The 23,424-nt window shown below is 71.3% G+C and carries 22 protein-coding genes and 1 riboswitch; of the genes, 14 read left to right on the top strand and 8 right to left on the bottom strand.

The genetic code is table 11. From position 1 onward, the window contains the following. Positions 1 to 79: 79 nt before the first annotated feature. From pyrH to AB0K02_RS19010, 8 genes are all read left to right on the top strand, one after another. Positions 80 to 844 (top strand): UMP kinase, encoded by a 765-nt coding sequence (gene pyrH, locus AB0K02_RS19045; protein ID WP_365993613.1) that lies wholly within the window; start codon positions 80 to 82, stop codon positions 842 to 844. A gap of 133 nt (positions 845 to 977) precedes the next feature. Beyond that, positions 978 to 1,535 (top strand): ribosome recycling factor, encoded by a 558-nt coding sequence (gene frr, locus AB0K02_RS19040; protein WP_177151386.1) that lies wholly within the window; start codon positions 978 to 980, stop codon positions 1,533 to 1,535. Then, positions 1,535 to 2,683, top strand: a complete 1,149-nt coding sequence (locus AB0K02_RS19035; protein ID WP_365993612.1) for a phosphatidate cytidylyltransferase — start codon at positions 1,535 to 1,537, stop codon at positions 2,681 to 2,683. The genes frr and AB0K02_RS19035 overlap by 1 nt, the downstream gene beginning before the upstream one ends. A 200-nt stretch (positions 2,684 to 2,883) precedes the next feature. After that, complete coding sequence (locus AB0K02_RS19030) at positions 2,884 to 3,267, top strand: hypothetical protein (protein ID WP_365993611.1); 384 nt, start codon at positions 2,884 to 2,886, stop codon at positions 3,265 to 3,267. Positions 3,268 to 3,478: 211 nt separating this feature from the next. Further along, positions 3,479 to 4,585: a 23S rRNA (adenine(2503)-C(2))-methyltransferase RlmN gene (rlmN, locus tag AB0K02_RS19025; RefSeq protein ID WP_365993610.1), complete on the top strand. Its 1,107-nt coding sequence runs from the start codon at positions 3,479 to 3,481 to the stop codon at positions 4,583 to 4,585. Between the two features lie 63 nt (positions 4,586 to 4,648). After that, a riboswitch (TPP riboswitch) is annotated at positions 4,649 to 4,773 on the top strand. Continuing rightward, positions 4,769 to 5,866, top strand: a complete 1,098-nt coding sequence (locus tag AB0K02_RS19020; RefSeq protein WP_365993609.1) for a thiamine ABC transporter substrate-binding protein — start codon at positions 4,769 to 4,771, stop codon at positions 5,864 to 5,866. It overlaps the preceding riboswitch by 5 nt. A gap of 38 nt (positions 5,867 to 5,904) precedes the next feature. Further along, complete coding sequence (locus tag AB0K02_RS19015) at positions 5,905 to 7,521, top strand: iron ABC transporter permease (RefSeq protein ID WP_365993608.1); 1,617 nt, start codon at positions 5,905 to 5,907, stop codon at positions 7,519 to 7,521. Continuing rightward, the gene (locus tag AB0K02_RS19010) at positions 7,521 to 8,576 is read left to right on the top strand and encodes an ABC transporter ATP-binding protein (protein WP_365993607.1); all 1,056 of its coding nucleotides are present in this window, start codon (positions 7,521 to 7,523) and stop codon (positions 8,574 to 8,576) included. The genes AB0K02_RS19015 and AB0K02_RS19010 overlap by 1 nt, the downstream gene beginning before the upstream one ends. A 22-nt stretch (positions 8,577 to 8,598) precedes the next feature. On the opposite strand, the gene AB0K02_RS19005 is transcribed toward AB0K02_RS19010, so the two are convergent. The 5 genes from AB0K02_RS19005 to AB0K02_RS18985 form a co-directional block, all read right to left on the bottom strand. Beyond that, positions 8,599 to 9,714, bottom strand: a complete 1,116-nt coding sequence (locus tag AB0K02_RS19005; RefSeq protein ID WP_365993606.1) for an LOG family protein — start codon at positions 9,712 to 9,714, stop codon at positions 8,599 to 8,601. Positions 9,715 to 9,801: 87 nt separating this feature from the next. Continuing rightward, entirely contained in the window at positions 9,802 to 10,941 is a 1,140-nt protein-coding gene (locus AB0K02_RS19000; RefSeq protein WP_365993605.1) for a hypothetical protein, read from the bottom strand. Next, on the bottom strand, positions 10,923 to 11,651 hold the full coding sequence (locus AB0K02_RS18995) for an ATP-binding cassette domain-containing protein (protein ID WP_365993604.1): 729 nt from the start codon (positions 11,649 to 11,651) through the stop codon (positions 10,923 to 10,925). Before AB0K02_RS18995 ends, AB0K02_RS19000 begins: the two co-directional genes overlap by 19 nt. A gap of 186 nt (positions 11,652 to 11,837) precedes the next feature. Continuing rightward, complete coding sequence (locus AB0K02_RS18990; protein WP_365993603.1) at positions 11,838 to 13,217, bottom strand: aspartate aminotransferase family protein; 1,380 nt, start codon at positions 13,215 to 13,217, stop codon at positions 11,838 to 11,840. After that, positions 13,202 to 13,717: an Lrp/AsnC family transcriptional regulator gene (locus tag AB0K02_RS18985; protein WP_365993671.1), complete on the bottom strand. Its 516-nt coding sequence runs from the start codon at positions 13,715 to 13,717 to the stop codon at positions 13,202 to 13,204. Before AB0K02_RS18985 ends, AB0K02_RS18990 begins: the two co-directional genes overlap by 16 nt. Positions 13,718 to 13,884: 167 nt before the next feature. Here AB0K02_RS18985 and AB0K02_RS18980 point away from each other — a divergent pair, with 167 nt between their 5' ends. The 3 genes from AB0K02_RS18980 to AB0K02_RS18970 all read left to right on the top strand — a co-directional run bounded on the left by AB0K02_RS18980 (position 13,885) and on the right by AB0K02_RS18970 (position 16,532). Next, complete coding sequence (locus tag AB0K02_RS18980) at positions 13,885 to 15,324, top strand: gamma-aminobutyraldehyde dehydrogenase (protein ID WP_365993602.1); 1,440 nt, start codon at positions 13,885 to 13,887, stop codon at positions 15,322 to 15,324. 93 nt (positions 15,325 to 15,417) lie between these two features. Next, positions 15,418 to 15,942, top strand: a complete 525-nt coding sequence (locus AB0K02_RS18975; RefSeq protein WP_365993601.1) for an HXXEE domain-containing protein — start codon at positions 15,418 to 15,420, stop codon at positions 15,940 to 15,942. A 41-nt stretch (positions 15,943 to 15,983) separates the two neighbouring features. Next, a complete protein-coding gene (locus AB0K02_RS18970; protein WP_365993600.1) occupies positions 15,984 to 16,532 on the top strand; it encodes a hypothetical protein in 549 nt (182 codons plus the stop codon). A gap of 597 nt (positions 16,533 to 17,129) precedes the next feature. Here AB0K02_RS18970 and AB0K02_RS18965 read toward each other — a convergent pair. Together AB0K02_RS18965 and AB0K02_RS18960 are read right to left on the bottom strand one after the other, a co-directional pair. Then, the gene (locus AB0K02_RS18965; RefSeq protein WP_365993599.1) at positions 17,130 to 17,933 is read right to left on the bottom strand and encodes a glycerophosphodiester phosphodiesterase; all 804 of its coding nucleotides are present in this window, start codon (positions 17,931 to 17,933) and stop codon (positions 17,130 to 17,132) included. Positions 17,934 to 17,950: 17 nt separating this feature from the next. Then, positions 17,951 to 18,976, bottom strand: coding sequence for an adenosine deaminase (locus AB0K02_RS18960; RefSeq protein WP_365993598.1), 1,026 nt, complete (start codon positions 18,974 to 18,976; stop codon positions 17,951 to 17,953). Between the two features lie 111 nt (positions 18,977 to 19,087). Between AB0K02_RS18960 and AB0K02_RS18955 the strand changes: the two genes are divergently transcribed. Further along, positions 19,088 to 19,804 (top strand): DUF4190 domain-containing protein, encoded by a 717-nt coding sequence (locus AB0K02_RS18955; RefSeq protein ID WP_365993597.1) that lies wholly within the window; start codon positions 19,088 to 19,090, stop codon positions 19,802 to 19,804. A 42-nt stretch (positions 19,805 to 19,846) separates the two neighbouring features. Here AB0K02_RS18955 and AB0K02_RS18950 read toward each other — a convergent pair whose 3' ends face one another. After that, complete coding sequence (locus AB0K02_RS18950) at positions 19,847 to 20,395, bottom strand: NADAR family protein (protein ID WP_365993596.1); 549 nt, start codon at positions 20,393 to 20,395, stop codon at positions 19,847 to 19,849. A 175-nt stretch (positions 20,396 to 20,570) separates the two neighbouring features. Between AB0K02_RS18950 and AB0K02_RS18945 the strand changes: the two genes are divergently transcribed. Together AB0K02_RS18945 and AB0K02_RS18940 are read left to right on the top strand one after the other, a co-directional pair. Next, entirely contained in the window at positions 20,571 to 22,088 is a 1,518-nt protein-coding gene (locus tag AB0K02_RS18945) for a gamma-aminobutyraldehyde dehydrogenase (protein WP_365993595.1), read from the top strand. Positions 22,089 to 22,162: 74 nt separating this feature from the next. Then, on the top strand, positions 22,163 to 23,410 hold the full coding sequence (locus AB0K02_RS18940; protein WP_365993594.1) for a spermidine/putrescine ABC transporter substrate-binding protein: 1,248 nt from the start codon (positions 22,163 to 22,165) through the stop codon (positions 23,408 to 23,410). Positions 23,411 to 23,424: the final 14 nt, after the last annotated feature.

The raw sequence follows: 23,424 nt of genomic DNA, 5'->3' as shown, positions 1-23,424 counted from the left end.
GACGAGGAGGCCATTGCCGGCAGGGACAGCATGACCCCAACGGCAATGGCCTTCTTCGCATGTGCACGAGGAGATCTCCATGAACCAGGGCGCCGTACAAGGCGACGACAACCACGACAAAAAGGCCGGCCGCTTCATGCTGAAGCTGTCAGGAGAGGCTTTCTCCGGCGGCACCGGTCTCGGCGTCGACCCCGACGTCGTGCACGCCATCGCACGGGAGATCGCAGCGGTCGTCCGCGACGGCGCAGAGATCGCCGTCGTGATCGGCGGCGGAAACTTCTTCCGCGGAGCCGAACTCCAGCAGCGCGGCATGGACCGGGCACGCTCGGATTACATGGGCATGCTCGGCACCGTCATGAACTGCCTCGCCCTCCAGGACTTCCTGGAGAAGGAGGGCATCGACTCACGTGTGCAGACGGCCATCACGATGGGTCAGGTCGCGGAGCCGTACATCCCGCTGCGTGCCGTACGGCACCTGGAGAAGGGCCGCGTCGTCATCTTCGGTGCCGGTATGGGCATGCCCTACTTCTCCACCGACACCACCGCCGCCCAGCGCGCCCTGGAGATCGACGCCGAAGCACTGCTGATGGGGAAGAACGGTGTCGACGGCGTCTACGACTCCGACCCCAAGGCCAACCCGGACGCGGTGAAGTTCGACGCGCTGGAGTACGGCGAGGTGCTGTCCCGCAACCTCAAGGTCGCCGACGCCACCGCCATCACCCTCTGCCGCGACAACGCTCTCCCGATCCTCGTCTTCGAACTCCTCGCCGAGGGCAATATCGCTCGGGCGGTCCGGGGTGAGAAGATCGGCACGCTCGTGAGCGACCGGGACACCCGGGCCTGACCCGAGGGCCTCGGGGCGCCCTCGGGGGATGGACAACGCCCTGCCGGTCGTACACCGTGCAGGGAACACGCGACGCAGGTTCCGCCGGCCCAGTCCGATGCCGGGCCCAACTCAAGACACGCAGGAGCAAGTGGTGATCGAAGAGACCCTCCTCGAGGCCGAGGAGAAGATGGAGAAGGCCGTCCTGGTCGCCAAGGATGACTTCGCCGCGATCCGCACCGGACGTGCGCACCCGGCGATGTTCAACAAGATCGTGGCGGACTACTACGGTGCCCTGACCCCGATCAACCAGCTGGCGTCGTTCTCGGTCCCGGAGCCGCGGATGGCCGTTGTGACGCCGTTCGACAAGACCGCTCTGCGCAACATCGAGCAGGCGATCCGCGACTCGGACCTCGGTGTCAACCCGAGCAACGACGGCAACATCATCCGCGTGGTCTTCCCGGAGCTCACGCAGGACCGCCGCAAGGAGTTCATCAAGGTCGCCAAGTCGAAGGCCGAGGACTCCAAGATCTCGATCCGCTCCGTCCGCCGCAAGGCGAAGGAGACCATCGACAAGTTCATCAAGGACGGCGAGGTCGGCGAGGACGAGGGCCGGCGTGCGGAGAAGGAGCTCGACGACACCACCGCGAAGTACGTCGCGCAGGTGGACGAGCTGCTCAAGCACAAGGAAGCCGAGCTGCTCGAGGTCTGATGAACGACTCTTCCTGGGGGGCCTCGCACGGCGCCGGATACGCCGGTGCATGGCCACCGCCCGAGCAGGGGCCCCTCCCGGCGGGTCCCGCCTACGATGGGCACGACGCACGGTATACATCAAAGACGCAGCCCATGCCCATCGGGCCGGACTTTCCCGACGCAGGTAGAGACGCCGAATCCCCCGAGGGACCCAGCGGCCGGGCCGGCCGCGAGGACCGCGACCAGGGGGCCGCACGGCCCGGTGGCCCCCTGTTCCGCGACGAGAACACGCAGGAGCCCATGCCCAGCCCGCCGCCGGCAGCGCCTCAGCAGCCGCAGCCGCCGAACAAGAAGCGGGCCGGCCGCGATCTGCGGGCGGCCATAGGGGTCGGCGTGGGGCTCGGCGCGGTGATCGTCGCGTCGCTCTTCATCGTCAAGGCCGTGTTCGTCGGCGTGGTGGCCGTCGCCGTCGTCGTCGGCCTGTGGGAGCTGACCTCGCGCCTGCAGGAGCGCAAGCAGATCAAGGCGCCGCTGGTACCGCTCGCGGTCGGCGGCGCGGCCATGGTCGTGGCCGGTTACGTGCGCGGGGCCGAGGGCGCCTGGGTGGCCATGGCGCTGACGGCGCTCGCGGTGCTCGTCTGGCGTATGACCGAGCCGCCCGAGGGCTACCTCAGGGACGTCACGGCAGGTGTCTTCGCCGCCTTCTACGTGCCCTTCCTCGCCACGTTCGTGGCGCTGATGCTCAGCGCGGACGACGGGCCGGAACGGGTGATCACCTTCCTGGTGCTCACGGTCGTCAGCGACACCGGTGCGTACGCGGTCGGCTGGCGCTTCGGCAAGCACAAGCTCGCGCCGCGCATCAGCCCCGGCAAGACCCGCGAAGGGCTGCTCGGAGCGGTGGCCTTCGCGATGGCGGCGGGCGCGCTGTGCATGCAGTTCCTCGTCGAGGGCGGCACCTGGTGGCAGGGTCTGCTGATCGGTCTCGCGGTCGCGGCCAGCGCGACGCTGGGCGACCTCGGGGAGTCGATGATCAAGCGGGATCTCGGCATCAAGGACATGGGCACCCTGCTCCCCGGCCACGGCGGCATCATGGACCGGCTGGACTCGCTGCTGCCGACGGCCCCGGTGGTGTGGCTGCTGCTGGTGCTGTTCGTCGGCGCCGGCTGACCTGCGGTCTTCTGCGTGAGGGCTCGTCGTCCACAGGGGCGGCGGGCCCTTTGTCGCGTCTCTGGGACACTGGCAGCACCCTGCCCGAGCCCGGAGGGCGCGCACCCAGAGCCCGCCAGTACGGCGCTTGACCCGGCCATACACGGGGGTGAGCGGCCCTGAGCGGGCGCCGGGTCGTCACGCACAGTCGGGGAGGCAGTGTGGCCAGGCGAAGGCAGCGCCGTAAGGCACCACCGCTCAACGCGATTTTCGCCGCTGATACGCAGGTGTTCCGCTTCTACCCGGACGGCACCGTCCTGGACGTGCTCGTACGACCCGCCCCTCAGCCCTCGAGCGCAGAGACTCTGGCGGGCTGGCTGCGCAGAGACAACGTGATCCCGGGCGTGCACGTGGCGCGGTACGTCCTTGAGGGCGAGCAGGTCACGTTCACGACGCGCGGACGCTACCGGGACGAGGAGATCACGGTCCGTGGGACGTGGGTCCGAGGCGTGCTGACGCTCGGCCAGGTCGGCCGAGGCTGGGAGATCCCCCCTCGACGCTTCCAGCGCTTCGATCAACGGCTGGGACGAGTCTGCGATCAGTGACCGGCCTGTGCTGAATCTCTCGGCAGAACACGGCATGACCGGTACTCGCTCACGGCAGTGACGCCCTGTCTCCAGCGATGGATCTCGGGCCGTCTCCGGGTCGTCTCCGGACCGTCCCGGGCCGCCGGAGACGACCCGGACGGCCGGGACGGCCAGCACCGGCGGCTCGGGCCCCTGGCCACAGGGATCCGTCTGCGACACTGGTAGCACCATGCCCAAGCCCGGAGAACTCACTTTCGTCGCGCCCCGCGGAGCCAAGAAGCCCCCGCGGCACCTTGCCGACCTCTCACCCGCCGAGCGCAAGGACGCCGTCGCCGCGATCGGCGAGAAGCCGTTCCGCGCCAAGCAGCTGTCCCAGCACTACTTCGCGCGCTACGCGCACGACCCGGCGCAGTGGACCGACATTCCCGCCTCCGCGCGGGAGAAGCTCGCCACGGAGCTGCTGCCCGACCTGATGTCGGTCGTGCGGCACATCTCCTGCGACAACGACACCACCCGCAAGACGCTGTGGCGCCTCCACGACGGCACGCTCGTCGAGTCCGTCCTGATGCGCTATCCGGACCGCGTCACGATGTGCATCTCCTCGCAGGCGGGCTGCGGGATGAACTGCCCGTTCTGCGCGACCGGGCAGGCCGGTCTCGACCGCAATCTGTCCACCGCCGAGATCGTGCACCAGATCGTCGACGGCATGCGCGCCCTGCGGGACGGAGAGGTGCCCGGGGGCCCCGCCCGGCTGTCCAACATCGTGTTCATGGGCATGGGTGAGCCGCTCGCCAACTACAAGCGGGTCGTCGGCGCCATCCGCCGGCTGACCGACCCCGAGCCGGACGGTCTCGGCCTCTCGCAGCGCGGCATCACCGTCTCCACGGTGGGCCTCGTCCCCGCGATGCTGCGCTTCGCCGACGAGGGCTTCAAGTGCCGCCTCGCCGTCTCCCTGCACGCACCGGACGACGAGCTGCGCGACACCCTCGTCCCGGTCAACACCCGCTGGAAGGTCCGCGAGGTCCTCGACGCCGCATGGGAGTACGCGGAGAAGTCCGGCCGCCGGATCTCCATCGAGTACGCGCTGATCCGCGACATCAACGACCAGGCGTGGCGCGGCGATCTGCTCGGCCGCCTCCTCAAGGGCAAGAGGGTCCACGTCAACCTGATCCCGCTGAACCCGACGCCCGGCTCCAAGTGGACGGCGTCGCGGCCGGAGGACGAGAAGGCGTTCGTCGAGGCCATCGCGGCCCATGGCGTACCGGTCACCGTCCGGGACACCCGGGGGCAGGAGATCGACGGCGCCTGCGGGCAGCTGGCAGCGCAGGAGCGGTGACCGGGGGCCGTCAGCCGTGTGGCTGATACTGTGCCCTGTGCGTTCGCACAAATGAACATCGAAACATTCCGACAGGGGAGCGCAGCAGCGCTGAGAGTGCGGCAGGGGCGCGTCAGGACGCGCCGGGGCCGCAGACCCTCGGACCTGATCCGGGTCATACCGGCGTAGGGAGTCAGCACCATCATGAACAGCCAGCTTCGGCGTGCCACCGGCACGGCGCTCGCCGCCGCCCTCGGCGTCACCGCCCTCGCGGCCTGCGGCGGACAGTCCGAGGACTCCGGGTCCGGCACCGGCGGCGCGTCAAAGACCGTCACCCTCGTCAGCCACGACTCCTTCGCGGCGTCCGACGCCGTGCTCAAGGAGTTCACCCGGCAGACCGGGTACACGGTCAAGGTCCTCAAGAGCGGGGACGCGGGCGCCGCGCTCAACAAGGAGATCCTCACCAAGGGCTCCCCGCAGGGCGACGTCTTCTTCGGCGTCGACAACACCCTGCTCTCCCGCGCCCTCGACAACGACCTGTTCACGCCGTACGAGGCCAAGGGGCTCGACCAGGTGGCGGACGAGGCGCGGCTCGACGCGGACAAGCACCGGGTCACGCCCGTCGACACCGGCGACATCTGCGTGAACTACGACAAGAAGTTCTTCGCCGACAAGAAGCTCGCGCCCCCGAAGACCTTCGCCGACCTCACGAAGCCCGAGTACAAGAACCTGCTCGTCGTGGAGAACCCGGCGACCTCCTCGCCCGGACTCGGCTTCCTGCTCGGCAGCGTCGGCGCGTTCGGCGAGTCCGGCTGGCAGGACTACTGGAAGAAGCTCAAGGCCAACGGCGTCAAGGTCGTCGACGGCTGGGAGCAGGCGTACAACGAGGAGTTCTCCGGCTCCGCCGGCGGGAAGAAGGCGGGGGCCGACCGTCCCCTCGTCGTCTCGTACGCCTCCAGCCCGCCGGTCGAGGTCCTCTACGCCGACCCGCAGCCCGCCGAGGCGCCCACGGGTGTCGCGACCGGCACCTGCTTCCGCCAGATCGAGTTCGCCGGTCTGCTCAAGGGCGCGAAGAACGAGGCGGGAGGCAAGGCGCTGCTGGACTTCCTGATCACCAGGACGTTCCAGGAGGACATGCCGCTCACCATGTTCGTCAACCCCGTGGTCGAGGGCACCAAGCTGCCCGAGCTGTTCACCGAGCACGGTGTGGTCGTCGACAAGCCCGAGACGGTCGCTCCCGGCACGATCGCCGAGAACCGTGAGCAGTGGATCCGGTCGTGGTCCTCGCTCGTCCTGAAGTAGGGCAATCCCTGCGGGGGAACGCGGCGCGGCTCGCCCTGATGGCCGGCCCCGTCGCGTTCTTCGCCGTCTTCTTCGCCTATCCGGTCACCGCGATCGTCGGCCGCGGCCTGCGCGTCGGGGGCGCCTGGCAGTTCGGGCGGTTCGGCGAGGTCCTCGCACGTCCGGACATCCTGCACGTCCTGTGGTTCACCACCTGGCAGGCGCTCGCCTCCACCGCGCTCACCCTGCTCGTCGCCCTGCCCGGCGCCTACGTGTTCGCCCGGCTCGACTTCCCCGGCAAGCGCCTCCTGCGCGCCGTGGTCACGGTGCCGTTCGTGCTGCCGACCGTCGTCGTCGGCACGGCCTTCCTCGCCCTGCTGGGCCGCGGCGGGCTGCTCGACGAGCTGTGGGGCATACGCCTGGACACCACGGTCTGGGCCATCCTGCTCGCGCACGTCTTCTTCAACTACGCCGTGGTCGTCCGCACCGTCGGCGGCCTGTGGTCGCAGCTCGACCCGCGTCAGGAGGAGGCCGCGCGGGTGCTCGGCGCCGGGCGGCTCGCGGCCTGGCGGCGGGTGACGCTTCCCGCGCTCGTGCCGTCCCTCGCCGCGGCGGCGCTGATGGTCTTCCTGTTCACCTTCAGCTCGTTCGGCGTCGTGCAGATCCTCGGCGGCCCCTCCTTCTCCACCCTCGAAGTGGAGATCTACCGGCAGACTGCCGAGATGCTCGACCTGCCGACGGCGGCCGTGCTCACCATGCTGCAGTTCCTGGCCGTCTGCGTCGTCCTCGCCGTCCATGCCCGGGTCGTGCGGCGCCGCGAGGGAGCGCTGAGGCTCGTCGACCCGGCCCGTACGGCGCGCCGGCCGCTCGGAGCCGCCCAGTGGACCGTGCTCTGCGGGGTGCTTCTCAGCGTCGCCCTGCTCCTGATCGCGCCGCTCGGCGTGCTGGTCGAGCGGTCCTTCGACACCCCTCGCGGCTACGGGCTCGACTACTACCGCGCGCTCACCGTGCTCGACGAGCGGGGCGGCGCCTTCCTCGTCCCGCCGATCGACGCCGTGGCCAACTCGCTGGAGTACGCGCTCGTCGCGACCGCCGTCTCGGTGCTGGTCGGGGGGCTCGCGGCGGCCGCCCTCACCCGGCGGGCCGGCCGGCTGGTCCGCGGCTTCGACGCCCTGCTGATGCTGCCCCTCGGCGTCTCGGCGGTGACCGTCGGCTTCGGGTTCCTGATCACGCTCGACGAGCCGCCGCTCGATCTGCGCGGCTCGTGGATGCTGGTGCCGCTCGCACAGGCGCTGGTCGGGGTGCCCTTCGTCGTACGGACCATGCTGCCCGTCCTGCGCGCGGTCGACGTCCGGCTGCGCGAGGCGGCGGCCGTGCTCGGCGCGTCGCCGCTGCGCGCCTGGCGCGAGGTGGACCTGCCGCTGGTGAGCCGGGCGCTGCTCGTGGCGGCGGGTTTCGCGTTCGCCGTCTCGCTCGGCGAGTTCGGCGCGACCGTCTTCATCGCCCGGCCCGACCAGCCGACGCTGCCCGTCGCCGTCGCCCGGCTGCTGGGCAGGCCCGGCGAGCTCAACTACGGGCAGGCGATGGCCCTCGGCACGATCCTGATGGTGGTGTGCGCCGCCGCGCTGCTCCTCCTCGAACGCCTCCGTACCGACACCCCCTCCGAGGAGTTGTGATGGCGCTGCTGGAACTGGAGGGCGTCACCGTACGGTTCGGTTCGCGGGCCGCCCTCGACGCGGTGGACCTGAAGGTCGCCGAGCACGAGATCGTCTGCGTGCTGGGACCGAGCGGCAGCGGCAAGTCCACGCTGCTCAGGGTGGTCGCCGGACTCCAGCGCGCCGACGCGGGCCGGGTGCTGCTCGCGGGAGCCGACCAGGCCGGGGTGCCGGTCCACCGTCGGGGCGTGGGGCTGATGTTCCAGGACCATCAGCTCTTCCCGCACCGCGACGTGGCGGGCAACGTCGCGTTCGGGCTGCGCATGCGTCCTCACCGGGCCGGGGAGACATCGCGCGCCGACCGTGGTGAACAGGGCCGCCGGGTGGAGGAGTTGCTGGAGCTCGTCGGTCTGCCGGGGGCGCAGCGGCGGTCCGTGGCCGCGCTGTCCGGCGGCGAGCAGCAGAGGGTCGCGCTCGCCAGGGCGCTGGCGCCGGAGCCCCAGCTGCTGATGCTCGACGAGCCGCTCGGCCAGCTGGACCGCGGGCTGCGCGAGCGGCTCGTCGTCGAACTGCGCGGGCTCTTCGGCAGGTTGGGGACCACGGTCCTCGCCGTCACCCACGACCAGGGGGAGGCCTTCGCGCTCGCCGACCGTGTCGTGGTCATGAGCGAGGGGCGCATCGCCCAGACGGGTACGCCGCTGGAGGTGTGGCAGCGCCCCGCGTCCGAGTTCGTCGCGCGCTTCCTCGGCTTCGACAACGTCGTGCCGGCCACGGTCGGCGGCGGGGCCGCCGACACCCCCTGGGGCAGGATTCCCGTCCCGGACCGCTCGCCGCAGGGCGCACGCATGCTGCTCGTACGGCCGTCCGGCGTGCATGTCGTTGAGCCGGGCCGGGGCTCGGCGGCCACGGTCGTCTCGCGGACCTTCCGCGGCAGCCACGTCGCCCTGCGCCTGCGTCCCGCCGAGGGGCCCGTGCTGGAGGCCGAGTGCTCCCTGCGGGACGCGCCGGGTGAAGGAGAGGGAGTCGGCGTGGTGTTCGCCGCGGACGACGTGGTGGTCCTGGAGTCCGGAGCCTGATCACGGGGCCCGCTGCCGGCAGCTACGCGCCGGCCCCCAGCCGCAGCAGTGCCCGGGGCACCTCGTCGACCGAGTCCACCAGGGCGATCCGCGACTCCATGGCCCGGCCCCGTGCGAGCGAGCGCAGCAGGGGCCACGTGGGCAGATGGCCGGTCCAGTGGGCGCGGTCGACGAGCACCATGGGGGTCGGTTCGCCGTGCGACCCGTAGTAGTTCGGGGTCGCGTTGTCGAAGATCTCCTGCACCGTTCCCGCCGCGCCCGGCAGGAAGACCACGCCCGCGTCGCAGCGGGCCAGCAGGCCGTCCTCGCGCGTGGCGTTGGCGAAGTACTTGGCGATGTGCCCGGCGAACGCGTTCGGCGGCTCGTGCCCGTAGAACCAGGTGGGGATGCCGACCGAGTCGGCGCCCCGCGGCCAGCGGGCGCGCACCTCGAAGGCCGCCTGTGCCCAGTCGGTCACCGAGGGCATGAAGGAAGGCGCCTTCGCCAGCAACTGGAGCGCGTCCTCCAGCATGTCCTCGGAGTGCGCGGCCGCGTAGGCGCCGAGGTTGGCGGCCTCCATCGCGCCCGGTCCGCCCCCGGTCGCCACCGTGAAGCCCGCACGGGTGAGAGTGCGGCCGAGCCGTGCCGCGCCGGCGTACGCCTCGGTGCCCCGGCCCATCGCGTGGCCGCCCATCACGCCCACCACACGTGCGCCGACGAGGAGTTCGTCGAGGGCGTCCGAGAGGGCGTCGTCGTGGATCGCGCGGAGCATCGAGGCGAACACGTCGCCGTCGGCCCTGGTGCGCCGGAACCAGTCGTGGGCGAGGGCGTCCGGGGTGGCCGCGTATCCGCCGTCGAGCCCGGCGAAGAGCTCGTCCGCGGTGTAGAGGCGGCCGCGGTACGGGTCGATGGGCACGTCCGGAACGGGTGGGAAGACGAGGGCCCCGTCGGCGCGGACCTTCGCCGCGGCCGCGGGCTCCATCGGGCAGCCGAGGAACACGGCCTGGTCGGTGTCCGCGGACAACAGCACGGACGTGCGCCGTGTGAGGTCGACGGACTGGACGCGGAATCCGGCGAGCGAGCCGCGGGAGACGACCCGGTCGAATGCCTCGAGTGACTCGATCTCGCGGTGCTCCGCCTGCGGTTCGGGGTGCGTCATGGGCCCACGATAGGCCGCGCCCGGGGGTCCGTACCGCCCGTGGGGAAGGGCGGGGGCCCGCGAGGGGGCGGGGTACGGAGGAGAGGCCTAGCCCTTCAGCGGCGCGGCCGCCAGAGTGGCGATCGTCAGGGTCAGCGGTGCGAACAGCAGCAGCAGCGCCCCCGCGCGCAGCCACGCGGCCCGGCGCAGCGCCGCCGGGTGCGCGCCCAGCCGCAGCAGGGCCTCGGTCGTGCCGGCGCGCGACTGCCGGGCCTCCAGCGCCGCGGTGAGAAGCGTGGCCGTCGTGCAGGCGACGACGAGTGCCGCGCCCAGCGCGGTCATCGGGCCCCAGAGGCGGGACACGTCCCCGTGGAGCGCGGTCACCGCGAGCGCCCCGGAGGCCGTCGCGCAGACCACCCCGAGCGGGCGGCCGATACGGCGGGCCTCCGCCATGAGGACGCGGCCCGCGAGCAGCCGGGTCGCACCGGGCCGTACGGCCTGCAGGAGACGGCCGCACAGGTGCGTCAGGGCCGGGCCCGCGAGCCACAGGCCGGCCGCGGCCAGCACCCAGCCGGCGAGGACTCCGGCCGGGTGGCCGCCGATCGGGCCGGGCAGGGCGAGCGCATGACCGGAGGGCCGTCCGCTCGCGTACGTCTCGACGGCGAGGCCGCCGGCGATCATGGCGACACCCCACGGCAGCCCGGCGGGCGCCGAGGCGGGAGCCTCGTCCTCGGCGGCGGGCCGGGGGCGCAGCGCGATCGCGGCGGCGGCCGTCGCGGTCACCGGAACGAGCGACAGCAGCGTCAGCACGGCGCCGATCGGCAGCGGGTGACCGGCCGCGAGCAGGTCGGCGGCCGCTCCGTCGAACGGCAGTCCGCCCAGATCGCCCCGCAGATGCAGGAAGAACAGCAGCGCGACCGCGCTGCCCAGCGTCGTCGCGACGGCCGTCGTCACCGCGGCGACCGCCATGAGCCCGGACGGGCCGAGACCGACGGCCGCGAGGCCCGACCGCGGCCGGGTGCTCGGGTCGGCGCGGGCGACGGCGACGGCGAAGTACGCGGTCGCCGCGAGCGGGATCGCACACCACAGCAGCCGCTCGGTCGCGGTGCGGGAGTCGGCGGGATGGGACAGCGCGTACGTCAGTGTGCAGAGCATCAGGAAGCCGACGCCCGCGGACGCCGCGGCCACCAGGAGGCGCCGCAGCTGGACGAGGGCGTGGGCGCCGCGGGTCAGACGGAGAGCGAGCACGCGGCCCGGCCTTCCGCCTCGGCCGCCTGCGGGGAGCCGGCCCGGCGGCCGTCGGCGAGCAGGATCACGCGGTCCGCGAGGGCGGCCACGTCGGCGTCGTGCGTGGCGAGGACCATGGTCATGCGGTGGGACCTGGCGGCGGCCACCACCGTACGCAGCACATGGGCGCGGTCGGCGCTGTGCAGCGTCGCGGTCGGCTCGTCGGCGAAGAGCACGGACGGGGTCGTGACGAGTGCGCGGGCGACGGCGACGCGTTGTTGCTCGGCACGGACGAGGCCGTGCGGCCGCTTGGCCGCGGTGGCACCGACGTCCAGGCGGTCCATCCACTCCAGGGCGGTCTTCTTGGCCTTGCGGTGGGAGACGCCGTGCATCAGCAGCGGCAGGGCGACGTTCTCCCAGGCCCGCAGCTCGGGAACGAGGGTCGGTTCGGAATCGATCCAGCCGAAGCGGTCGCGCCGCAGCCGCTCGCGCTGGAGCGGGCGCATGGTGTGGACGGGTGCGCTGTTGAACCAGACCTCGCCCCGCTGCGGCACGAGCTGGCCGGACAGGCACCGCAGGAGCGTGGTCTTCCCGCTCCCGCGCGCTCCGTGCACGGCGAGGATCTCGCCTTCGCGTACGCCGAGCGACACCCCGACGAGCGCCGGGGAGCCGCGGTGGGAGTGGTGCAGGGAACGAGCCCAGATCACGTCGTTGTCCGGCGGGGCAACCATCGCGCACACCTCGGTTCTGATCAGATTTCCGGCCCCCCTTACGGGGGAACGAAGACAGGGCCGATCGGTCACTGGGCACGCTAGGGAGTCACCGGCGGGCTCCTGGGAAGCACGCGGCCCGGGCACCGCCCATCTCACTCGGATGGGGGTACCCGGGCCGTTCGTGCGGGCGCCGGAGCCTGGGGCCTAGAGCTTCGTCCAGGCCTCGGTGAGGACCGAGCGCAGGATCTGCTCGATCTCGTCGAAGGTCGCCTGGTCCGAGATCAGCGGCGGCGCCAGCTGGATGACCGGGTCGCCGCGGTCGTCGGCCCGGCAGTACAGACCGGCGTCGAACAGTGCCTTGGACAGGAAGCCGTACAGGACGCGCTCGGTCTCCTCGTCGTTGAAGGACTCCTTGGTGACCTTGTCCTTCACCAGCTCGATGCCGTAGAAGAAGCCGTTGCCGCGGACGTCGCCGACGATCGGCAGGTCGTGCAGCTTCTGCAGCGTCGACAGGAAGTTGCCCTCGTTGTCGAGCACGTGCTGGTTGAGCTTCTCGTTCTCGAAGATGTCGAGGTTGGCGAGACCCACGGCCGCGGAGACCGGGTGGCCACCGAAGGTGTAGCCGTGCAGGAAGGTGTTGTCGCCCTTGTAGAACGGCTCCGCCAGGCGGTCCGAGACGATGCAGGCGCCGATCGGGGAGTAGCCCGAGGTCATGCCCTTGGCGCAGGTGATCATGTCCGGCACGTAGCCGAACTTGTCACAGGCGAAGGTCGTGCCGAGGCGGCCGAAGGCGCAGATGACCTCGTCGGAGACCAGCAGCACGTCGTACTGGTCGCAGATCTCGCGCACGCGCCGGAAGTACCCGGGCGGGGGCGGGAAGCAGCCGCCCGCGTTCTGCACGGGCTCCAGGAAGACCGCGGCGACGGTCTCGGGGCCCTCGAAGAGGATCTGCTGCTCGATCTGGTCGGCGGCCCAGCGGCCGAAGGCCTCGGGGTCGTCGCCGTGGATCGGGGCGCGGTAGATGTTGGTGTTCGGCACCTTGTGCGCACCGGGGACCAGCGGCTCGAAGGGGGCCTTCAGGCTGGGCAGGCCGGTGATGGACAGGGCGCCCTGCGGGGTGCCGTGGTAGGCGACCGCACGGGAGATGACCTTGTACTTGGTCGGCTTGCCCTGGAGCTTGAAGTACTGCTTGGCGAGCTTCCAGGCGGTCTCGACGGCCTCGCCGCCGCCGGTGGTGAAGAAGACCTTGTTGAGGTCGCCCGGGGCGTGGTGGGCGAGGCGCTCGGCCAGCTCGACGGCCTTCGGGTGGGCGTAGGACCACACGGGGAAGAACGCCAGCTCCTGTGCCTGCTTGGCGGCGACCTCGGCGAGCTCCCTGCGGCCGTGGCCCGCCTGGACCACGAAGAGGCCGGCGAGGCCGTCCAGGTAGCGCCTGCCCTTGTCGTCGAAGATGTAGGTGCCCTCACCACGAACGATGGTGGGCACGGGTGCGTTCTCGTACGACGACATGCGGGTGAAGTGCATCCACAGGTGGTCGTAGGCGGTCTTGGAGAGGTCCTTGCTCACGGCTATCGGGTTCCCCACATATAGGTCTGCTTCTTGAGCTTGAGGTAGACGAAGCTCTCGGTGGAGCGCACGCCGGGGAGCGCACGGATCCGCTTGTTGATCACTTCGAGCAGGTGGTCGTCGTCCTCGCAGACGATCTCCACCATCAGGTCGAAGGAGCCCGCGGTCATCACCACGTACTCGCACTCGGCCATGGCCGTGAGCGCGTCTGCCACGGGGTCGAGGTCTCCCTCGACCTTGATGCCGACCATCGCCTGGCGTCGCAGGCCCACGGTGAGCGGGTCCGTGACGGCGACGATCTGCATCACACCTTGATCAAGCAGCTTCTGGACGCGCTGTCGCACGGCGGCCTCGGAAAGGCCCACGGCCTTGCCGATCGCCGCGTACGGACGGCGCCCGTCCTCTTGAAGCTGTTCGATGATCGCGAGGGAGACAGCGTCGATCGTCGGGGACGACGAACCGCTGCCGACCTGGTTCCTGGAGTCTGCGCTACGACTGGCCACGACCTCACTCTGCACCGGTACCCGTCGATCTGGCAAGCCCCGAGTGATGAAATTCGTTGTTTGTGAGATCGAATCTCACTGAATCCGAAGTTGGGGGGCGTCGGGCCTGTTGAAAACGTCGCCCGAGACATTAGGGTGGGTTGTCTCACCCATCGGGACATCTGACAGGAGGGGTGGCAACAGTGACCACCGAGCTGCGTCGTCTGCGCAACTACATCAACGGGGAGTTCAGGGACGCCGCCGACGGCCGGACCATCGACGTCGTCAACCCCGTCACCGGCGAGGTGTACGCCACATCGCCGCTCTCCGGACAGGCTGACGTCGACGCCGCCATGGAGGCCGCCGCGGCCGCGTTCCCCGCCTGGCGTGACACCACGCCCGCCGAGCGCCAGAAGGTGCTCCTGAAGATCGCGGACGCCTTCGAGGAGCGGGCCGAGGACCTGATCGCCGCCGAGTCGGAGAACACGGGCAAGCCGCTCGGGCTGACCCGCACCGAAGAGATCCCGCCGATGGTGGACCAGATCCGCTTCTTCGCGGGCGCCGCGCGCATGCTCGAGGGCCGCTCCGCCGGTGAGTACATGGAGGGCATGACCTCCATCGTCCGCCGCGAGCCGGTCGGCGTCTGCGCCCAGGTCGCGCCGTGGAACTACCCGATGATGATGGCGGTCTGGAAGTTCGCCCCGGCGCTCGCGGCGGGCAACACCGTCGTTCTCAAGCCGTCCGACACCACCCCGGCGTCGACCGTGCTGATCGCCGAGATCATCGGCTCCGTGGTGCCCAAGGGCGTCTTCAACGTCATCTGCGGCGACCGCGAGACCGGCCGCGCGATGGTCGAGCACCCGACGCCGGCGATGGCCTCCATCACCGGCTCGGTCCGCGCCGGCATCCAGGTCGCCGCGTCCGCCGCCAAGGACGTCAAGCGCGTGCACCTGGAGCTCGGCGGCAAGGCGCCGGTCGTGGTCTTCGAGGACACCGACATCGCCAAGGCCGTCGAGGACATCTCGGTCGCGGGCTTCTTCAACGCCGGCCAGGACTGTACGGCCGCCACGCGCGTGCTCGTGCAGGAGTCGATCCACGACGAGTTCGTGGCGGCGCTCGCGAAGGCCGCGTCGGAGACCAAGACGGGTGCGCCGGACGACGACGACGTGCTCTTCGGCCCGCTCAACAACGCCAACCAGCTGGCGCAGGTGACCGGCTTCATCGACCGTCTGCCGGCGCACGCCAAGGTCGAGGCGGGCGGCCACCGCGTGGGCGACAAGGGCTACTTCTACGCCCCGACCGTCGTCTCCGGCCTCAAGCAGGACGACGAGATCATCCAGAACGAGGTCTTCGGCCCGGTGATCACCGTCCAGTCCTTCTCCGGCGAGGAGCAGGCGCTGGAGTGGGCGAACGGTGTGGAGTACGCGCTGGCCTCGTCGGTGTGGACCAAGGACCACGCGCGCGCGATGCGCATGTCCAAGGCGCTGGACTTCGGCTGCGTCTGGATCAACACGCACATCCCGCTGGTGGCCGAGATGCCGCACGGCGGCTTCAAGAAGTCCGGCTACGGCAAGGACCTGTCGGCGTACGGCTTCGACGACTACACGCGGATCAAGCACGTGATGACGTCGCTGGACGGCTGATCGCGCCCGGCCGCGAGGGGCGGAGCGGGGGAGTTTCCCCGCTCCGCCCCTTTTCCGTGCGCCGGGGCGCCTGGGCGGGGCAGACTGGCGATCATGACTGATGACCGCCTGAACCCCCTTGTCACCTATGGCCTGTTGGCCGCCTGGGCGCTCCACGACGCCGAGGAGCTGGCCACCGGACCGCGCTGGCTGCGCGAGAACGTGCCGGTGCTGCGCGAGCGGTTCCCGCAGGTGCCGGAGCGCGTGTGGCGCGTGATGGAGGCCGTCGACCAGCGCGAGTTCACGGCCGCCGTGGGCGTGATGGCCGCCGTCGTCGGCTCCGCCGCCGTCGCCGGTCACCGCTCGGGCGGCCGGTCCGGCTTCTACCAGGGCGCGTTGGACGGCTTCGGGCTGCACGGCCTGGTCCATCTCGCCCAGGCCGCCGCCGTCCGCGGCTACACCCCGGGCTCGGTGACCTCGCCGCTGATCGTGGTGCCGTTCACCCTCTGGGCGCGCGGCCGGCTGCGGCGGGCCGGGGTCCTGCGTCCCGCTCGGGCGCGGGACGCGGCGCTCGGTCTCGCCCTGGCCGCGGGCGCCACCGCCGTCTCGCACCTGATCGCCAGGAGAGTCACCGCGTGACTGTCTTTTGAACGCGTTCACTTCTCGCGTAGTGTGACGCCATGAGTGAGCGACAAGCCCTCCTGCGGGGGATACGCGTGTGGCTGGTCTTCTTCGTCGTGTGCCTGGTGCTCAGCGGCGCGACCGCCTTTCCGCTCGTCACCGAACTCCGCTGGCTGGAGGGGCTGGTGAGGTCCGCCGCCTCGCCCGTCCCGGAGCACCTGCCCGGCCTCGCCGAATGGATCGGCCGGGTGCGCGAGGGGCTCGACGCCACCGAGGAGGGCTACCCCTTCGTGCTGTACGGCACCGACTGGCTGGCCTTCGCGCACCTGGTGATCGCGGTCGCCTTCTACGGGCCCTACCGCGATCCGGTGCGCAACATCTGGGTGGTCGAGTTCGGCATGATCGCGTGCGCCGGGATCATTCCGCTCGCCCTGATCTGCGGCCCGATCCGGGGCATCCCGTTGTGGTGGTCGGTCATCGACATGTCCTTCGGCGTCTTCGGCGTGATCCCGCTGTACGCCGTCCGCCGCAGGATCAAGCGGCTGGAGGCGCTGGAGGCGCGGGGGGTCGGGGAGCCGACCGCCGTACCGGCCCCGGCGGGCGCGTGACGCGCCCGCCGGGGCCCGGGCGGCCGGACCGCCGACTGCTCGGCGGCCATCACGGCTTGCGGCCCGCCGCGCCGAACCGCGGCTTCAGGCTCGCCGTGCCGAACCGAGACCCTTCGGCCTGCCGCGCCGTGGCGCGCAGCTTTCGTGCCGTGCCGACCTGCGCGCACGTCGGGCGGGCCGTGTCGAACCGGGTGGGCTCGGGCCTGCCGCGCCGTGGGGAGCAGCTTTCGGCTTGCCGTGCCGACCTGCGCGCACGTCGGCGGGCCGTGCGGAACCGGGCGGGCTCGCGCCTGCCGCGCCGTGGCGCGCAGCTTTCGTGCCAGTGCCGACCTGCGCACATGTCGGCGGGCCGTGCGGAACCGGGTGGGCTCGGGCCCGCCGTGCCGTGGCGCGCAGACTTCTGCCCGCCGTGCGGAGCCGGGCGGCCCTCGGCTCGCCGCGCCGCAGTGCGCCCCTTCCCGCTGCTGCAAGCGCCGGACCGCGCGGTCTGCGGCTCGCCGCCCTCCATGGTCCCCAGCCCCGGCGTCGGCGCGCGGTGCGAGGGAGGTGCCGGACGGCGTGGCCTCCATCAGCGTGTGCCGGTGCCGAACTCTCCGGTCACGTACGGAGGTCCTTCGAGTGCCGTGCCTCGCGCAGTACGACGCCGAGCGCGTCCACACGGTTGGTCGTGATCGAGTCCACACCGCACGCGACCAGCCGGCGCATCGTGCGCCGCGTGTCCGCGGTCCAGGCCGACACCAGCATGCCCTGTTGGTGCACCCGGTCGGTCAGCTCACGCCCGACCAGCCCGAACCGGTAGTTCAGCCAGCGCGGCCGCACCGCGTCCAGCAGCACCGGGCGCGGCGGGGCGAGCGTCGTCCAGGTCATCGCGATCTCGGCCGACGGGTCGGCGGACCGGACGGCGAGCATGGTCCCCGGGCCCGCGCAGTAGTACACCCGCTCTCCGGCACCGCACTCGCGGACCGTTCCCACCACGGTGCGCACCGACTCCGCCGTGGCGCCGGGCAGATCGATCATCAGCCGGTGCCCGCCCACCTCGGCCAGCGCCTGCCGCAGCGTCGGCACACCGCCTCCGGTCAGGGACTCCACGTCGGCGTGCGTCAGCCGCGCGAGCGGTACGTCGTGCCCCCACAGCCGCTTCAGTGAGTCGTCGTGCAGCAGCACGGGCACGCCGTCCCGGGTCAGCCGCACGTCGATCTCGACCGCGTCCGCCCCGTGCTCGATCGCCGACCGCAGCGACGGCAGGGTGTTCTCCCGCGCCCGGTAGGGGTCGCCGCGGTGGGCGACGACGGTGACCGCACGCGCCGCCCCGGGAAGGCCCCCGGCCCGCCCTTGTGGCCCGCCGCGGGGAAACCCGCCACCGGACGGAAACCGCCCACGCCCCCTGGCCTGTTGAGCCATGGCCCGGGCAGGCCCGCTCAGCGGGCGAGCCACGCGGCGGTGTACTCGTCGATCTCGGCCGCGATGCGGGACTTGCCCGCCGCGTCCAGGAACGACGCCTCGACCGCGTTCTTCGCGAGGTCGGCCAGTCCGCGCTCGTCGAGGCCGAGCAGGCGGGCGGCGACCGCGTACTCGTTGTTCAGGTCGGTGCCGAACATCGGCGGGTCGTCGCTGTTGATCGTCACCAGCACACCCGCCGCGACCATCTCCTTGATCGGGTGCTCGTCGAGGTCGGTGACCGCCCGGGTGGCGATGTTGGAGGTGGGGCAGACCTCCAGCGGGATGCGCCGCTCGGCGAGGTGCGCCAGCAGCCGCGCGTCCTGCGTGGAGCTGGTGCCGTGGCCGATGCGCTCGGCACGCAGGTCGTTCAGCGCGTCCCAGACGGTCTGCGGTCCCGTCGTCTCGCCCGCGTGCGGCACGGAGTGCAGGCCCGCGGCGATCGCGCGGTCGAAGTACGGCTTGAACTGCGGGCGCGGCACGCCGATTTCGGGGCCGCCGAGCCCGAACGACACGAGGCCCTCCGGGCGCAGGTCCACCGCGAGCCGCGCCGTCTCCTCGGCCGCCTCCAGGCCCGCCTCGCCCGGGATGTCGAAGCACCAGCGCAGCACGACCCCGAGCTCGCTCTCGGCCGCCTTGCGGGCGTCCTCGATCGCCGCCATGAACGCCTTCTCCTCGATGCCGCGGCGGGTCGAGGAGAACGGCGTGATGGTCAGCTCCGCGTAGCGGATGTTCTGCCGGGCCATGTCGCGGGCCACCTCGAAGGTGAGGAGCCGTACGTCGTCCGGGGTGCGGACCAGGTCCACGACCGAGAGATAGACCTCGACGAAGTGTGCGAAGTCGGTGAAGGTGAAGTAGTCGGCCAGGGCCTCGGGGTCGGTCGGCACCTTGGAGTCGGGGTGGTTCGCGGCCAGTTCGGCGACGATGCGGGGCGAGGCCGAGCCGACGTGGTGCACATGCAGTTCGGCCTTGGGCAGCCCTGCGATGAAGGGGTGCAGATCGGTCATCGGGTACCTCCGTGTGCGATGCGCCGCGCCTGGTGAGGGGATCATCGTAGGCGGCCGGTCGGGCTCGGGACCGAGGTCGTAGCATGACCGGACCACCTATGGGGGAGATCCATGTCTGACTACCAGGGCAACCAGGGCGGGCCGGCGGGCGCGCCCCAGCCGAACGACCCGTGGGCCCCGCCGGCCGGCGGGGCCTCGCAGGACAAGGTGCCGCTGGACAAGCCGCAGTCCGCGCCCACGCCGCCGAGCGTGCACGACCAGCCGACGGTCATCGGGACGCCCGGCGACACCGGCTCCGTGCCGCCGCCCCCGGTCGCGCCGGGCGGGCCCGCGCCCGGCTACGGCTACCCGGCCGCCACGAGCCTGCCCCAGCCCCCCGCCTCCGGCGGCTTCGGCGCGCCCACGGAGGGCTTCGGCGCACCCTCCGACCCGTACGGCGCCGCCTACCCGGGCTACGCGCCCTACGCCGGACCGAACCCGGGCTGGACGCCGAGCCCGGCGAACGGCATGGGCATCACGGCGATGGTGCTCGGCATCCTGTCCGTGTGCCTGTTCTGCCTGTACGGGATCGTCGGCATCATCCTCGGCGTGCTCGCGCTGATCTTCGGCATCCTCGGGCGCAAGCGGGCCCAGCGGGGCGAGGCCACCAACGGCGGCATGGCGCTGTCCGGCATCATCCTCGGTTCCATCGGCATCGTGCTCGGCCTCATCTTCATCGCCCTCGTCGCCTGGGGCATCACCACGGCGATCAACGAGGAGAAGAAGAGGCAGGACGACTACGACTACGACAGCTACTCGAACCACCTGGTCGTCAACGTCACCCGCTGACAAGGGCGGGCCCTCGCTCCTGGGGGCCCGCCGCACCGGGGCCTACCCGCGGCCCCGCAGCTCCTCACGCGCCTCCATGAGCGCGAACCCGAGCAGATTCAGCCCGCGCCAGCGCGCCGGGTCCTGTGCCCGCTCGTCGTCCGCGGCCAGCCCGATGCCCCATATGCGGTCGAGCGGGCTGGCCTCCACGAGGACCCGGTCGCCGGTGCCCAGCAGGAAGTCCCGCAGCGCGGCGTCCTGGCCGAACTTGTGGACGCTGCCCGCGCGCACGATCGCGAACCGCTCCCGCCGCCACGCCGCCTCGTCGAAGCGGCGCACCAGCCGCCCCGCCTTCTTCGCCTCGGCGGGGCTCTTCGCCTCCAGCGCCCGCCGCTCCGCCTCCGCGTCCCCGAACAGCCGCGCCTTGGCCGCCATCATCCAGTGCTCCGCGGTCGCGTACCGCACGCCGTCGACCTCGAACGGCGAGGGCCACCACTGACTCAGGCAGCTCGCTCCGATCCGGCCGTCGCGGCGCGGCGTGTGCCCCCAGAAGTGCAGGTACTTGATTCGCTGTCCTTCGGCGGCCAGCTCGATCAGTTCTTCCGTCCCCATGCACGCGAGTCTGTCAGCCGCCTGTGACACTCCGTCTGGGGAGGGGGTCGCTGACGCGACACATGGTCGACCGAATCCGTCGCGTAATCAAAAGGCAACAACGGAATCCCTTGTTGCGTGGGTCACTCTCTGCCAGGATCGGCACTCACTTCGAGCTGGAACAACGGAGAGCATCATGGGCAACGGCCACCCGATGCGGGACCGCTTCGCGGCCGGCACGCAGTACATCGGCGGACGGCTTCGATCCGGCACCTCGGGACGCACGCAGGACGTGGTGGACCCCGCGACGGGCGAGACCGTCCACACCTACGAGCTCGCGTCGGCCGCGGACGTCGACGCCGCCGTCGCCGCCGCGCGGGAGGCACTGCCCGCCTGGGCGGGCGCCACCCCGGGCGAACGGTCGGACGCGCTGCACCGGTTCGCCGGGGTGCTCGCCGACCGGGCCGAGGACCTGGCGCACACGGAGTCCGTCCAGTGCGGCAAGCCGATCAGGCTCACCACCGAGTTCGACGTCCCCGGAACCGTGGACAACACCGCCTTCTTCGCCGGGGCCGCCCGCCACCTCCAGGGCCAGTCGGCCGGTGAGTACAGCGGCGACCACACCTCGTACGTACGGCGGGAGCCCATCGGGACGGTCGGCTCGATCGCGCCCTGGAACTACCCGCTGCAGATGGCGGCCTGGAAGATCCTCCCGGCGATCGCGGCGGGTAACACCATCGTCCTCAAGCCGGCCGAGATCACCCCGCTCACCTCGCTGATGTTCGCCGAGGCCGCCGCGGAGGCGGGCGTTCCCGATGGCGTCGTCAACATCGTCAACGGGGCGGGCCGGGACGCGGGCGAGCACCTGGTCGGCCACCCGGACATCGCCATGACGTCGTTCACCGGCTCCACCGCCGTCGGCAGGCGCGTCGCGGAGATCGCCACCAAGAGCGTCAAGCGGCTGCACCTCGAACTCGGCGGCAAGGCCCCCTTCGTGGTCTTCGACGACGCCGACGTCGAGGCCGCGGCCCACGGCGCGGTCGCGGGCTCCCTCATCAACTCGGGCCAGGACTGCACGGCGGCCACCCGTGCCTATGTGCAGCGGCCGCTGTACGACGCCTTCGTAGCCGCGGTCGCCGACCTGATGGCCACGGTCCGGCTCGGGGACCCCCTCGATCCCGCGACCGACCTCGGTCCGCTCGTGTCGCACCTCCAGCGTGACCGCGTCGCCGGTTTCGTCGACCGGGCGCGCGCCCACGCCACCGTCGTCACCGGCGGCGAAGCGCCCCAGGGCGACCTCAAGCGCGGTGCGTACTACCGGCCTACGCTGATCACAGGGGCCGCCCAGGACAGCGAGATCGTCCAGTGCGAGGTCTTCGGCCCGGTCCTGGTCGTGCTCCCCTTCGACACCGACGACGAGGGCATCGACCTCGCCAACGACACCCCCTACGGACTCGCCGCCTCCGCCTGGAGCCGCGACGTCTACCGGGCCGGCCGGGCCACCCGCGAGATCAAGGCCGGCTGCGTCTGGGTCAACGACCACATTCCGATCATCAGCGAGATGCCGCACGGCGGATACAAGGCATCCGGCTTCGGCAAGGACATGTCGGCGTACTCCTTCGAGGAGTACACGCAGGTCAAACACGTCATGTACGACAACACCGCGATCGCCAGGAAGGACTGGCACCGCACGATCTTCGGGGACCGTCCGTAACGACATGCGGCTACCGCCGCGTGGTGTCAGGCCGCGTGACAAGCGGCCGAACCCACCCGAAAGGGCAGAGCGTCATGGAGCAGTACGAGTCCGAGCGCCTCTCGGCGGCGCAGATCGCCGCGATGCGGCGCAGCCTGACCAACGGGCGGGGTGCCCTCTCCCGCCGTTCGATGCTGCGCGCGTCCGGTATCGGCGCACTCACGGCCGGCGGTGCCGGCCTGCTGAGCGCCTGCGGCATCCCGCCCGCCAAGCGCGAGGCCGGGGCCCAGGGCTCCGACGACTTCTCGGACAAGGAGAAGCGGCTGACCTTCTCCAACTGGACCGAGTACATGGACATCAGCGAGGACGGGAAGAGCCGTCCGACGCTGCAGGAGTTCACCCGGCGGACCGGGATCACGGTCAAGTACAACGAGGACATCAACGACAACGTCGAGTTCTTCGGCAAGATCCAGCCGCAGCTCGCTGCCGGGCAGGACACCGGCCGCGACCTGATCAACGTCACCGACTGGCTGGCCGCACGGATCATCCGCCTCGGCTGGGCGCAGAAGCTCGACCCCTCACTGCTGCCGAACGCCTACGCCAACCTCTCCCAGCAGTTCCGCAGCCCCGACTGGGACCCGGGCCGCGCCCACAGCTACCCCTGGACGGGCATCCCCACCGTCATCGCCTACAACATCAAGGCCACCGGCGGCCGCAAGGTGGACTCCGTCACCCAGCTGCTGGACGACCCGAGGCTCAAGGGCCGGGTCAGCTTCCTCACCGAGATGCGCGACACGGTCGGCATGACCCTCCTCGACATGGGCAAGGACCCGGTCAAGGTCACCGACGCCGACTACGACGCCGCACTCGGCAGGCTCCAGAAGGCCGTCGACAAGAAGCAGATCCGCCGCTTCACCGGCAACGACTACACCTCGGACCTCGACAAGGGCGACATCGCCGCCTGCGTCGCCTGGGCCGGTGACCTGATCCAGCTCCAGGTCGACAACCCCGACATCCGCTACGCGATCCCCGCCGCCGGCTACATGACGGCCACCGACAACCTGCTGGTGCCGGCCCAGGCACGGCACCGGAAGAACGCCACCCGGCTGATCGACTACTACTACGAGCTGCCGGTGGCCGCGAAGCTCGCCGCGTACATCAACTACGTCACGCCGGTCACCGGAGTCGGCCGGGAACTGGCGAAGATCGACCCCGCGCTGGCCGAGAACCCGCTGATCCTCCCGGACGAGGCCATGGCGGCCAAGTCCCACTCCTTCCGCTCGCTCAGCAGCGAGGAAGAGACGGCGTACGAAGAGAAGTTCGCCAAGCTCATCGGCGCCTGACCGCCCCCGTCCTG

Source organism: Streptomyces sp. NPDC049597 (assembly GCF_040675505.1).
GTDB lineage: Bacteria > Actinomycetota > Actinomycetes > Streptomycetales > Streptomycetaceae > Streptomyces.
This window is presented reverse-complemented; position numbering and strand designations above follow the sequence as displayed.

Bases quoted from the DNA above. Each gene is read 5' to 3' on its own strand.
- pyrH (WP_365993613.1), top strand. From the start codon at position 80: ATGAACCAGGGCGCCGTACAAGGCGACGACAACCACGACAAAAAGGCC.
- AB0K02_RS19035 (WP_365993612.1), top strand. From the start codon at position 1,535: ATGAACGACTCTTCCTGGGGGGCCTCGCACGGCGCCGGATACGCCGGT.
- rlmN (WP_365993610.1), top strand. From the start codon at position 3,479: ATGCCCAAGCCCGGAGAACTCACTTTCGTCGCGCCCCGCGGAGCCAAG.
- AB0K02_RS19020 (WP_365993609.1), top strand. From the start codon at position 4,769: ATGAACAGCCAGCTTCGGCGTGCCACCGGCACGGCGCTCGCCGCCGCC.
- AB0K02_RS19015 (WP_365993608.1), top strand. From the start codon at position 5,905: ATGGCCGGCCCCGTCGCGTTCTTCGCCGTCTTCTTCGCCTATCCGGTC.
- AB0K02_RS19010 (WP_365993607.1), top strand. From the start codon at position 7,521: ATGGCGCTGCTGGAACTGGAGGGCGTCACCGTACGGTTCGGTTCGCGG.
- AB0K02_RS19005 (WP_365993606.1), bottom strand. From the start codon at position 9,714: ATGACGCACCCCGAACCGCAGGCGGAGCACCGCGAGATCGAGTCACTC.
- AB0K02_RS18995 (WP_365993604.1), bottom strand. From the start codon at position 11,651: ATGGTTGCCCCGCCGGACAACGACGTGATCTGGGCTCGTTCCCTGCAC.
- AB0K02_RS18975 (WP_365993601.1), top strand. From the start codon at position 15,418: ATGACTGATGACCGCCTGAACCCCCTTGTCACCTATGGCCTGTTGGCC.
- AB0K02_RS18970 (WP_365993600.1), top strand. From the start codon at position 15,984: ATGAGTGAGCGACAAGCCCTCCTGCGGGGGATACGCGTGTGGCTGGTC.
- AB0K02_RS18965 (WP_365993599.1), bottom strand. From the start codon at position 17,933: ATGGCTCAACAGGCCAGGGGGCGTGGGCGGTTTCCGTCCGGTGGCGGG.
- AB0K02_RS18960 (WP_365993598.1), bottom strand. From the start codon at position 18,976: ATGACCGATCTGCACCCCTTCATCGCAGGGCTGCCCAAGGCCGAACTG.
- AB0K02_RS18955 (WP_365993597.1), top strand. From the start codon at position 19,088: ATGTCTGACTACCAGGGCAACCAGGGCGGGCCGGCGGGCGCGCCCCAG.
- AB0K02_RS18950 (WP_365993596.1), bottom strand. From the start codon at position 20,395: ATGGGGACGGAAGAACTGATCGAGCTGGCCGCCGAAGGACAGCGAATC.
- AB0K02_RS18945 (WP_365993595.1), top strand. From the start codon at position 20,571: ATGGGCAACGGCCACCCGATGCGGGACCGCTTCGCGGCCGGCACGCAG.
- AB0K02_RS18940 (WP_365993594.1), top strand. From the start codon at position 22,163: ATGGAGCAGTACGAGTCCGAGCGCCTCTCGGCGGCGCAGATCGCCGCG.